General features: G+C 72.1%; 4 protein-coding genes. All 4 read left to right on the forward strand.

All coding sequences use genetic code 11. The features are described 5' to 3' along the window. The first annotated feature begins 258 nt into the window (after nucleotides 1-258). On the forward strand, nucleotides 259-6,957 hold the full coding sequence (locus tag P6166_RS09945) for an ESPR-type extended signal peptide-containing protein (protein ID WP_277764309.1): 6,699 nt from the start codon (nucleotides 259-261) through the stop codon (nucleotides 6,955-6,957). 154 nt (nucleotides 6,958-7,111) lie between these two features. After that, nucleotides 7,112-8,953 (forward strand): S8 family peptidase, encoded by a 1,842-nt coding sequence (locus P6166_RS09950; protein WP_277764310.1) that lies wholly within the window; start codon nucleotides 7,112-7,114, stop codon nucleotides 8,951-8,953. A 187-nt stretch (nucleotides 8,954-9,140) separates the two neighbouring features. Then, the gene (locus tag P6166_RS09955) at nucleotides 9,141-10,820 is read left to right on the forward strand and encodes a YadA-like family protein (protein ID WP_277764311.1); all 1,680 of its coding nucleotides are present in this window, start codon (nucleotides 9,141-9,143) and stop codon (nucleotides 10,818-10,820) included. A gap of 47 nt (nucleotides 10,821-10,867) precedes the next feature. Further along, on the forward strand, nucleotides 10,868-12,658 hold the full coding sequence (locus P6166_RS09960; protein WP_277764312.1) for a S8 family serine peptidase: 1,791 nt from the start codon (nucleotides 10,868-10,870) through the stop codon (nucleotides 12,656-12,658). Nucleotides 12,659-12,698: the final 40 nt, after the last annotated feature.

Here is a 12,698-nt window from a genome sequence, read left to right on the forward strand (position 1 = left end):
ATGAAGCAAAACACGATCAGGAATGTCAAAAACTTGACGCTCGATTTCGTCGCTGTTAACACTTGACGCATTCCTCAGTTCGTCGCGATGACTCGCGACCAGGCGACTGGCGTGAGCCGTCTCGCTGCCCGCTTCCGCGGGGCCTGGGAAAGACAACACCTCAGGGGGATCGCGTGGCTGGATGGCCGGGCGATGGGGCTGTTTCGCTGTTTGTTTTTCGCAAAAGCAGAAACCCAGTCCATTCGAGGAGCGAAGTCGATGAATCGGATTTATCGCAAGGTCTGGAACAAGTCGTTGGGTATGTGGACGGTGGCCTCGGAATTGGCCCGCAGCGACAGCCCCGGAATCACACTCGATCGGCGCACCGGCGTCGCATCGCATGCCGTGCTGGCGACCGGCATGCTGCTGCTGTTCGGCGTGGCATCGCCGGCGGCATCGCAATCGGTCGAGGTCGGCGGCAACCAGAACTGCATCGTGCTCGGCGGGAGCATCCTCGACAGCTGCGTGGTGGATGGCAGCGCCACGGCCAGCGGTACCGACGCGGTCGCCATCGGCACGCGCACCGTCGCCAGCGGCAACAACTCGCTCGCCTTGGGCGCAGGCGCGAGGGCCACGGCGACCGGTGCATCGGTCGTCGGCGTGGACGGCAGCGCCAGCGGCGTGAACAGCACCGGTGTCGGCCGCCAGACCAACGTTATCGGCGTAAACGGCGTGGCCGTCGGCTACAACACGTTCGTGCGGCAGAGTGCCGTGAATGGTGTGGCCATCGGCGCCAATGCCGGTGCGACCGGCGCCAATTCGGTGGCGCTCGGCGCCGGCTCGCGCACGTATGAAGCCGACACGGTGTCGGTGGGCAGCGGCAACGGCATCGGTGGCCCCGCCACGCGGCGCATCGTCAATGTCTCCGATGGCGTGGCCGCAAACGATGCGGTCAACAAGGGCCAGCTGGATGAAGTGGCCGCGGTCGCGGAGAACACCGACAAATACTTCAAGGCCAGCGGCAGCGACGACAGTGACGCCGGCGCCTATGTGGAAGGCGACAACGCCGTAGCCGCGGGCGAAGCGAGCAACGCCATCGGCAACGGAACCAGCGCGTATGGCAGTGGTGCCAATGCGCTGGCGGAGAACGCGACGGCGGTGGGGTTCAACGCGCTCGCCGCAGGCGCCAATGCGGCAGCGCTGGGCAACAACGCGCAGGCGCTAGGCGAGAGCAGCATCGCGCTGGGGGATGGTTCGGTGGCCGCGGACACGGCAGCCACTGCGACCGGCGCAGGCGCGCAGGCGACTTCGACCTACAGCACGGCGACCGGCAGCGAAGCGGTGGCCTCCGAGAACCAGGCCACGGCGACGGGCTTCCGCAGCAGTGCGAGCAACATCGGCGCCACTGCGCTCGGTGGTTACAGCGAGGCGAGCGGGTACCTGGGCAGCGCGTTGGGCTACGGCGCCACGGCGTCCGGTGATTACACGACCGCAGTCGGCGTGGCCGCCACCGCTTCCGGCGCCAGCGCGGTGTCGGTCGGCGAGTTCAGCATCGCCAGCGGTGATGAGAGCGTCGCCGTCGGCGGCACCACGTTCTTCGGCTTCATCCCCGCGCAGGCCACCGGCACGGGGGCTTCCGCCTTCGGCGCAGGCGCATGGGCGACTGGCGACTACACCACCGCCATCGGCTGGAATTCGTATGCCGATGGCCTCAACGCCAGCGCGCTGGGCCAGAGCGCTTTTGCGCTGGCCGATAACAGCATTGCGGTCGGTAGCGGCGCGCGTGCCGAGGCGGTCGGCTCCACCTTGGTCGGCGTGGATGGCAGCACCACCGGCGTGAACAGCACCGGCGTGGGCCGCCAGACCAATGTGATCGGCGAAAACGGCGTGGCCGTGGGTTACAACACCTTCGTGCGCGAGAGCGCGGTGAATGGTGTGGCCATCGGCGCCAATGCCGGGGCCACGGGTGCCGACTCCGTCGCGCTGGGCTCCGGCTCGCGCACCTACGAGGACAACACCGTCTCGGTGGGCAGCGGCAATGGCATCGGTGGTCCGGCCACGCGGCGCATCGTCAACGTCTCCGACGGCATCGACGCGAACGATGCGGTCAACAAGGGCCAGCTGGATGAAGTGGCCGCGGTCGCGGAGAACACCGACAAATACTTCAAGGCCAGCGGCAGCGACGACAGCGATGCCGGCGCCTACGTCGAAGGCGACAACGCGGTCGCCGCAGGCGAGGCGAGCAATGCCATCGGCAACGGCGCCAGCGCGTATGGCAGCGGCGCGAACGCGCTGGCCGAAAACGCCACGGCGGTCGGTTTCAACGCGCTCTCGACGGGTACCAACGCGGCCGCCTTCGGCAACAACGCGCAGGCCTTGGGTGAGAGCAGCGTCGCACTGGGCGACGGATCGGTGGCGAGCGACACCGCGGCCACGGCCACCGGTTCCGGCGCGCAAGCGACCTCGACGTACAGCACCGCCACCGGCAGCGAAGCCGTCGCCTCCGAGAACCAGGCCACGGCCACCGGCTTCCGCAGCAATGCGTCGAACATCGGCGCTACGGCCTTGGGTGGCTACAGCGAAGCGAGCGGCTACCTCGGTTCGGCGCTGGGCTACGGCGCAACGGCGTCCGGCGATTACACGACCGCCGTCGGCGTGGCCGCCACCGCTTCCGGCGCCAGCGCGGTGTCGGTCGGTGAGTTCAGCATCGCCAGCGGCGATGAGAGCGTCGCGGTCGGCGGCACCACGTTCTTCGGCTTCATCCCCGCGCAGGCCACCGGCACCGGCGCCTCTGCATTCGGCGCAGGCGCATGGGCGACTGGCGACTACACCACCGCCATCGGCTGGAATTCGTATGCCGATGGCCTCAACGCCAGCGCACTGGGCCAGAGCGCTTTTGCGCTGGCCGATAACAGCATTGCGGTCGGTAGCGGCGCGCGTGCGGAGGCGGTGGGTTCCACCTTGGTCGGTGTGGATGGCAGCACTACCGGCGTGAACAGCACCGGCGTGGGCCGCCAGACCAATGTGATCGGCGAAAACGGTGTGGCCGTGGGTTACAACACCTTCGTGCGCGAGAGCGCGGTGAATGGTGTGGCCATCGGCGCCAATGCCGGGGCCACGGGTGCCGACTCCGTCGCGCTGGGCTCCGGCTCGCGCACCTACGAGGACAACACCGTCTCGGTGGGTAGCGGCAACGGCATCGGTGGCCCGGCCACGCGGCGTATCGTCAACGTCTCCGATGGCATCGACGCGAACGATGCGGTGAACAAGGGCCAGCTCGATGAAGTGGCCGCGGTCGCGGAGAACACCGACAAATACTTCAAGGCCAGCGGCAGCGACGACAGCGATGCCGGCGCCTACGTCGAAGGCGACAACGCGGTCGCCGCAGGCGAGGCGAGCAATGCCATCGGCAACGGCGCCAGCGCGCTGGGCAGCGGTGCCAATGCGCTGGCGCAGAACGCCACGGCCATCGGCACCAACGCCTTGGCCACCGGCCAGAACAGCGCGGCGATCGGCTACAACGCACAGGCCACCGGCCCGGCGGCGGTGGCCGTCGGCGGAGTGGCGGTGGATGAAAACGGCGATGCGCTGATCACCAGCGGCGGCGTGCCGGTCGATACCGGTGCCACCAGCGCCGGCGTCGGCGGCACCGCGCTCGGGGCCAGCGCCAACGCCGGCGGCTTCGCCGCCTCGGCGGTCGGCGTGGGGGCCTATGCCACGGGCGCGCAGTCCTCGGCGTTTGGCGCGGTCGCCAATGCGGTCGGCGATTACAGCACCGCCATCGGCACGCAAAGCGTGGCGGCAGGCACCAGCAGCGTGGCGCTCGGCGGCCCGGTGGACCTGATCCCCGGCCTGGGCTTCTTCGTCGATACGCAGGCCACCGGCGAGGCGTCCACCGCGCTGGGCGCCGGCGCCATCGCCTCCGGCGACTACGCCCTGGCCAGCGGCACGCTGGCCGAAGCCAGCGGCCTGGAGGCCACCGCGCTGGGCTACTTCGCCTACGCGCCCGGCGGCTATGCCACCGCGGTGGGTCCGGAGTCGTGGGCCAGCGGCGAGCTGAGCACGGCCATCGGCTACTACAGCACCGCGTTGGGCGACAACAGCGTGGCGCTGGGTGCCAACTCCGTCGCCAGCCGCGACAACACGGTGTCCGTGGGCGATGTCGGCAAGGAGCGCCAGATCACCCACGTCGCCGCCGGCACCGAGGACACCGACGCGGTGAACAAGGCGCAGCTGGATGAAGTGGCCGATGCCGCCGCCACCACCAGCAAGTACTTCCAGGCCTCGGGCAGCGACGACAGCGATGCCGGCGCCTACATCGAAGGCGATAACGCGCTGGCGGCCGGCGAGGCCAGCAACGCCATCGGCAACGGCGCCAGCGCGCTGGGCAGCGGCGCGAATGCGTTGGCCGAGAACGCCACCGCCGTGGGCTTCAACGCGCTCTCCAGCGGTGCCAACGCGTCCGCGTTCGGCAACAACGCGCAGGCGCTGGGTGAGAGCAGCATCGCGCTGGGCGACGGCTCGGTGGCGGGCGATACCGCCGCCACGGCCACCGGTGCCGGCGCGCAGGCCACGTCCACCTACACCACGGCGACGGGCAGCGAAGCGGTGGCCTCGGAAAACCAGGCCACGGCTACCGGCTTCCGCAGCAGTGCGTCCAACATCGGTGCCACCGCGCTGGGTGGCTACAGCGAGGCCAGCGGCTATCTCGGCAGCGCGCTGGGCTACGGCGCCACGGCGTCTGGCGATTACACGACGGCCGTCGGCGTGGCCGCTACGGCTTCGGGTGCGAGCGCGGTCTCGGTCGGCGAGTTCAGCGTCGCCAGCGGCGATGAAAGCGTCGCCGTCGGCGGCACCACGTTCTTCGGCTTCATCCCGGCGCAGGCCACCGGCACCGGCGCCTCCGCGTTCGGCGCCGGCGCCTGGGCCACCGGCGACTACACCACCGCCATCGGCTGGAATTCGTACGCGGACGGCCTCAACGCCAGCGCCCTCGGCCAGAGCGCCTACGCGCTGGCCGACAACAGCATCGCCATCGGCGGCAATGCACGGGCCGAGGCGATCGGCGCCACCCAGGTCGGCGTAGATGGCAGCACCACTGCCGTCAACGGCACCGGCGTGGGCCGCCAGGCCGAGGTGGCCGGCGAGAACGGCGCGGCGCTGGGCTACAACAGCTTCGTGCGCGAGAGCGCGGCGAACGGCGTGGCGCTGGGTGCCAATGCCGGCGTCACCGGCGCCAACTCGGTGGCGCTGGGCGGCGGTGCGCGCGCCGACGCCGACAACGTGGTGTCGGTGGGCAATGGCACCGGCGAAGGCGGGCCGGCCACGCGCCGGATCGTCAACGTCGGCGATGCCGTGGACGATACCGACGCGGTCAACAAGCGCCAGCTCGATGCCGTGGCCGCCGGCGCGGACGCGGCGAGCGCGGCGATCCAGGCCGACGGCCAGGGCGTGGCCACCGCCAGCGGCGCCGACAGCACCGCCGCCGGCGCGGGCGCCACCGCCAGCGGGGCGCGCAGCACGGCGCTGGGTGCCGGCAGCACCGCCTCGGGCACCGGCGGCAGCGCGGTGGGCGTCAACAGCCTGGCCATCGGCACCAACAGCACCGCGGTGGGCCGGCAGACGAACGTCATCGGCGAGAACGGCGTGGCGCTGGGCTACAACAGCTTCGTGCGGCAGAGCGGCAAGAACGGCGTCGCCCTCGGCGCCAATGCCGGGGCCAGCGGCGCCGACTCGGTGGCGATCGGCTCGGGCTCGCGCAGCTACGCCGCCAACGAGGTGTCCTTCGGCAGCGGCAACGGCGTGGGCGGCCCGGCCACGCGCAAGCTGACCAATGTCAGCGCGGGCAGCCTGGCGGTGGGCAGCACGGAGGCGATCAACGGCGGGCAGTTGTTCCAGGCGCTGAGCAACAGCATCGGCTTCCTGGGCGGCGGCGCGGCGCTCGGCGCGCAGGGCGTGTTCGTCGCGCCCACCTACGTCATCCAGGGAGCGAGTTACCGCACCGTCGGCGATGCGCTCAGCGCGCTGGACAGCAAGGTCAGCGAACTGGATAGCCGCACCGCTGGTGGCAGCGCCACCGTGGCAAGCACCCGTTCGCTGCGCAGCGCCTCGACGCTGGCCGCCACGCAATCCACCGCCGTGGAAGCCGAAACCGCAGCAGTAGCAGATACCGCCACCGTCGCCAGCACGGCCGACGCCACGCCGGCAGCGGCCGAGCCCACCGGCACCGCCGCCGCATCGCCCACCGCGGTGGGCACCGCCGCGCGCGCCAACGACATCACCGGCACGGCCATTGGCGGCAACGCCTACGCGCATGGCCCCAACGACACCGCCATCGGCAGCAACACGCGCGTGGATGCGGATGGGAGCACGGCGATCGGCGCCAACGCGCACGTGGCGGCGGTGGCGACCAACGCGGTGGCGATCGGCGAAGGCGCCACCGTCAGCGCCGCTTCTTCCACGGCGATCGGGCAGGGTGCCAGCGCCACGGCACAGGGCGCGGTGGCGTTGGGCCAGGGCGCGGTGGCCGACCGCGCCAACACCGTCTCGGTGGGCAGCGCGGGGGCGGAGCGGCAGATCGCCAACGTCGCCGCCGGCACGCAGGACACCGACGCGGTCAACAAGGCGCAGCTCGACAACGGCCTCACCCGCGCCAACGCGTACACCGACCAGCGCTACTCGGCGATGGCCGATACGTTCGAGGCCTACCAGGGCGAAGTGGACGACCGCTTCCGCCGGCAGGACAAGCGCATCGACCGGCAGGGCGCGATGAACGCGGCGATGTTGAACATGGCCACCAGCGCGGCGGGCATCCGCACCGACAACCGCGTGGGCGTGGGCGTGGGCTTCCAGAGCGGCGAATCGGCGCTGTCGGTGGGTTACCAGCGGGCGATCAGCGAGCGCGCCACGATCACCGTGGGTGGCGCCTTCAGCAGTGACGACAGCTCGGTAGGCATCGGCGCCGGCTTTGGCTGGTAAGCCGACACGGGAACACGGTGGCGGCGGGTAACCGCCGCCACCGGCAGTACGGACCCGAGGGGGCGGGACGGCGTCGCGGCCAGGCCAGCGGCGACGCGGTTGCACAGGATGGCCGCACACCTTTTGCCGGAACACGAACGAAGAGGATTTCACCGTGATGGACAAGCACGCTTTCCGCCGCAATCCCCTGGCCGCGGTACTGGCCGCCACCCTGGGCCTGGCCGGCGCGCAGGCCGCGCAGGCGGCCGACCCGCTGCCCGTGCGCGGGCCGCTGCACGCCGCCCCGGCCGATGCGCAGGGCGCCGCCGCCCGCATCATCGTCCGCTACAAGGACGGCACCGCCGCCGCCGGCGACCGCAACGCCAAGCTGGCCGCGGCCACCGCCGCGCTCGGGCGCGCAGGGCTGGCCAGTGCCACCGCGCGCGGCGCCGCCGCGCCGCAGGTCGGCTACGTGCGCCGCCTCGGCACCGGGGCGGACCTGCTGCGCGTCAGCGGCAAGCTCACGCCGGCGCAGCTCGAGCGCGTCCGCGCGGAGATCGCCGCCGACCCGGCGGTGAAGTCGGCCAGCATCGACCGGCTCAAGCAGCCGCTGCTGGTGCCCAACGATCCGTATTACGCCGCCTACCAGTGGCACTACAGCAACGCCGCCGGCGGGGTGAACGCGCAGCCGGCCTGGGACAAGGCGCAAGGCGAGGGCGTGGTGGTGGCGATCCTCGACACCGGCATCCTGCCCGGCCACCCGGACATCGCGGTGAACAAGCTGGAAGGCTACGACTTCATCACCGATACGTTCGTCTCGCGCCGGCCCACCGACGCCCGCGTGCCCGGCGCGCTCGACTACGGCGACTGGAACCCGGTGGCCGGCGAGTGTTACGCCGGCTCGCCCGCGCGCGACAGCAGCTGGCACGGCTCGCACGTGTCGGGCACCGTCGCGGAGAACACCAACAACGCGGTCGGCATGGCCGGCCTGGCCTACAAGGCCACGGTGCTCCCGGTGCGCGTGCTCGGCCGCTGCGGCGGCTACACCTCCGACATCGCCGACGCGATCATCTGGGCCTCCGGCGGCCACGTCGACGGCGTACCCGACAACGCCAACCCGGCCGAGGTCATCAACATGAGCCTGGGCGGCGGCGGCAGCTGCGACGATGAAACCCAGGCCGCCATCGACGGCGCGGTGTCGCGCGGCACCACCGTGGTGGTGGCGGCCGGCAACGATGCCGACGATGCCGCCAACTACAGCCCCGCCTCGTGCAACAACGTCATCAGCGTGGGCGCCACGCGCATCAACGGCGGCATCGCTTCGTACTCGAACTACGGCGCGAAGGTGGACCTCTCCGCGCCGGGCGGCGGCGGCAGCGTGGACGGCAACCCGGGCGGTTACGTGTGGCAGCTCGGCTACACCGGCGCGACCACGCCCACCTCGGGCAGCTACAGCTACTACGGCATGGCCGGCACCTCGATGGCCTCGCCGCACGTCGCCGCCACCGTGGCGCTGGTGCAGGGCGCGCTGGCGGCCGCCGGCAGCGCGCCGCTGACCCCGGCCGCGGTGGAAGCCCTGCTCAAGCAGACCGCGCGGCCCTTCCCGGTGGCCCCGCCGGCGAACAAGCCCATCGGCAGTGGCATCGTCGATGCCAACGCCGCCGTGGAGAAGGCGCTGACCCCGCCGTGCGATCCGGGTTCGGGCGATTGCGCGCCGGATGCCACGCCGTTGACCAACAAGGTCGTGATCGGCGGGCAATCCGGCGGCGACCAGCTCTTCAGCTTCCAGGCCAGTGCCGGCCAGGTGCTGTCCGTGCTGACCTACGGCGGCAGCGGCGACGTGTCGCTGTACGTGAGCCTGGGCAAGGAACCGACGACCACCTCGTTCGATGCCAAGTCCACGCGCACCGGCAACAGCGAGACGGTGCGCATCACCGCGCCGAAGGCGGGCATCTACTACATCCGCCTGCTGGGCAACCCGAGCTATACGAATGTGAGCGTGGTCGCACGCCAGTAACGCGACGGTGTAGAGAGAGACCCCGGCATTCGCGGGGTCTCTTTTTTGCGGTCTGCGCTGACGGTGGCGCATCGCCTCGGATTTTTCGCATTCCACGCACGATCGTGCCGCTTCGGCGTTGTGGATGGGCAATGGCTTGAGGACGCTGCATCCAGGTTCGGGTCACCGGACAGGAGGAGCGATCGCCATGCAGCCCCATGCCTTTCCTCGCGCGCAAGACCAGCTGTGCGCCCTCGCGGCACTCGCCGCATGCCTGGTGGCGGGGCGCGCGCACGCGCAGGCCGCGCCAGTGCCCGAGCCGGTGCCGTATTTCGTCGCCAACGCATCGGCCGACAACGCCGCCGGCGCCTACGCGGAAGGCGATGAAGCCCTGGCCGCCGGCGAGGGCGCCAGCGCGGTCGGCGTGGCGGCCTTGGCCCTCGGGGCGGGCGCGGGCGCACTGGCCGAACGCGCCGTGGCGATCGGGCGCAACGCGCTCACGCGCGGCAACCAGAGCCTCTCGCTGGGGTCGGACGCGCGCGCCGGCGGCGACTATGCGCTCGCGATCGGCAGCGGTACCCAGGTGACCGGCTTGCAGGCCATGGCGCTGGGCCTGCGCAGCGAGGGCGCAGGGGTGGCGGCGATCGGCATCGGCGGCTACGCGCGGGCCAGCGGCAGGCTTTCCACGGCGCTGGGCTACGGCGGCCAAAGCGATGCGGAGCAGGCCCTGGCGCTGGGCGCCTTCAGCCGGGCGAGCGCGCGGCGCAGCGTCGCGCTCGGCGCGGGCGCGGTGGCCGAGCGTGCGAACACGGTGTCGGTGGGCAGCGCGGGTGCCGAGCGCCAGGTGGCGAACGTGGCCGCCGGCGAGCAGGCCACCGATGCGGCGAACGTGGCGCAACTGCGCCAGGCCACCGAAGCGTTCCAAGCGCAGGGCGAGGGCGTGGCGCAGGCCGCGGGCGTGGAGGCTACGGCGGCCGGGCGCCGCAGCATGGCCAGCGGCGAACGCAGCATCGCCCTGGGCGTGGACGCGAGGGCGGAAGCGCGCGATGCGGTGGCCATCGGCGCCGGCGCGCGCGCGGCGGACGCCGAGGTCGTGTCCTTCGGCAGCGGCGATGGGATCGGCGGGCCCGCCTTGCGGCGGTTGGTCAACGTGGCGCCGGGCGCGGTGTCAGCCGGCAGCGTGGAGGCGATCAACGGCGGGCAACTATTCGAAGCCGTGACGCAGGCACTCGGCGCGGTCGAGCGACGCCTGTCCGCGGACAGCATGCCGCTGGCGGCGCGCGCGATCGGCGCCGGCGCGTCGGCGGCCTCGCCGGATGCGCTCGCCATCGGTCGCGATGCGCAGGCGCTGGCCGCCGGTGCCACCGCGCTGGGGGCGGGCGCGCGCGTGGAAACGCAGGCCACCGGCGCGGTGGCGCTCGGGCAGGGCGCGGTCGCCGACCGCGCGTACAGCGTATCGGTCGGGCAGCCGGGCGCCGAACGGCAGGTCACGCACGTGGCCGCGGGCACGCAGGCCAGCGATGCGGTGAACAAAGCCCAGCTCGACGACGGCGTGGCGCGCGCCGCCGCCTACACCGAACGGCGCTACGACTCGCTCGTCGAGGCGTTCTCCGGCTATCGCGGCGATATCGACGACCGCTTCCGCCAGCAGGACCGCCGCATCGACCAGCAGGGCGCGATGGGCGCGGCGATGTTGAACATGGCGACCAGCGCGGCCGGCGTGCGCGCCGACCACCGGCTCGGCGTGGGCGTGGGTTTCCAGCGCGGCGCCTCGGCTGTGTCCATTGGCTACCAGCATGCGATCAGCGAGCGGGCGACCTTCACGCTCGGCGGCGCATTCGGCGGTGGCCAGAGCGCGCTGGGTTTGGGCGCCGGCCTGGGGTGGTGAACCGGCGCGGATGCGCCACTGATGCCTAAACGCAGGAGCGTGTGCAGATGAAATCGCGATCCCTCGATGTCGCCTCCTTTTCCAGGCTGGCGTGCGCACTGGCTGCGCTGCTGGCCTTGCCCGCCGCCGCCGCCGCCGCCGCGCCGCCGCAGCGGTTGATCGTGCGCTTCCACGACACGCTGTCGGAAGCGCGCGCGGATGCGCAGGTCCGCCGCACGCTCGCGCCGGCGCTGGCGCGCGCCCAGGGCGCGTCCGCCGCCACCGGCGTGGCGGTGCGCCGGCTGCGGCGGCTGGGCAACGGCGCCGAACTGCTCGGCTTGCCCACGCCGCTGCCACCGCTGGAACTAGAGCGGTTGATCGAGGAGATCGCGGCCGACCCCGCCGTGCGCTACGTCGAGCCAGACCGCCTGCAGCGCATCGCCGCCGCGCCGGTCGCCGTGCCGGACGATCCGGATTACGCGGCCCGCCAGTGGCATCTGCACGAGGCCCTGGGCGGCGCCAACGTACCGGCGGCCTGGCCCGCCTCCCAGGGCGAGGGCGTGGTGGTGGCCGTGCTGGATACCGGCATCCTGCCCGATCATCCGGACTTCGCGCGTGCGCGCCTGTTGGAAGGGTACGACTTCGTCCGCGAGCCTTTCATGTCCCGCCGCGAGCAGGCGGGTACCGCGCCGGGCGCGCTGGATCGTGGCGACTGGAGCGCACTGGCCGGCGAGTGCGGCGCCAGCTCCCGGCCGGAGGAAAGCAGCTGGCACGGCACCCACGTGGCCGGCACCATTGCGCAAACCACGGGCAACGGCCTCGGCGGCGCCAGCGTGGCGCCGCGTGCCACGCTGCTGCCGGTGCGCGTGCTGGGCCGCTGCGGTGGATGGATCTCGGACATCGTCGATGGCCTCACGTGGGCCTCCGGCGGCGAGGTGCGCGACGCCGCGCCCAATCCGCATCCGGCGCAGGTGATCAATCTCAGCCTGGGAGGTCGCGGCGCCTGCGGGCGCGCCTACCAGGAAGCCATCGACGCGGCGGTCTCGCGCGGCAGCGTCGTGGTCGTGGCCGCCGGCAACACGGGGGCCGATGCGCGCGCGTTCTCGCCGGCCAGCTGCCGCAACGTCATCGCGGTGGCCGCCACCGGCGCGGGCGGCGGCATGGCGGGGTATTCGAACTACGGTGCGCCGGTGGCGCTGTCGGCACCCGGCGGCGACTTCCTGGGCGGGATGCGCGGCTTCGTCTGGCAGGCGGGATATACCGGCACGACGACGCCCACCTCGGGCGAATACACCTCCACGCCCATGGGCGGCACGTCGATGGCCGCGCCGCATGTCGCCGGGGTGGCGGCGCTGGTGCAGGGCGCGCGCGTGGCGCGGGGCAAGTTGCCGCTGGCGCCTTCGCGCATGGCCGCGTTGCTGGCCGCCAGCGCGCGGCCCTTCCCCGTCGAGGTGCCCGCCGGCAAACCCATCGGCAGCGGCATCCTCGATGCCGGTACCGCGATGGCCATGGCCCTGGACCGCGATTGCGACATCGCCGTGCGCGATTGCGCGCCCGCGCGCGTGCTCGTCGCGCGGGTGCCGGCCAGCGGCCAATCGGGCGATGCCGTCGGGCGCCGCTACACGTTCACCGCGCGCGCCGGCCAGCCCCTGCGGGTGACCACGTACGGCGGCAGCGGCGAGGTCACGCTGTACGTGCGCCATGGTGCGCCGCCGCAGGCCGACGCCTACGACGCGCGCTCCGCACGCGAGGGCACGCACGAGACGGTACTCATCGCCCGGCCGCAGGCAGCGCAGTACCAAGTCTGGCTGGCCGGCGCGCCTTCTTTCGATGGCGTCACAATCGCGATACGTCAGTAGCGTGGAAAGCCGTTGCGCGTGACCGAACTGCTACAGTTCG

The sequence above is a fragment of the Stenotrophomonas sp. HITSZ_GD genome (assembly GCF_029543105.1).
GTDB lineage: Bacteria > Pseudomonadota > Gammaproteobacteria > Xanthomonadales > Xanthomonadaceae > Stenotrophomonas_A.

Bases quoted from the DNA above. Each gene is read 5' to 3' on its own strand.
- P6166_RS09945 (WP_277764309.1), top strand. From the start codon at position 259: ATGAATCGGATTTATCGCAAGGTCTGGAACAAGTCGTTGGGTATGTGG.
- P6166_RS09955 (WP_277764311.1), top strand. From the start codon at position 9,141: ATGCAGCCCCATGCCTTTCCTCGCGCGCAAGACCAGCTGTGCGCCCTC.
- P6166_RS09960 (WP_277764312.1), top strand. From the start codon at position 10,868: ATGAAATCGCGATCCCTCGATGTCGCCTCCTTTTCCAGGCTGGCGTGC.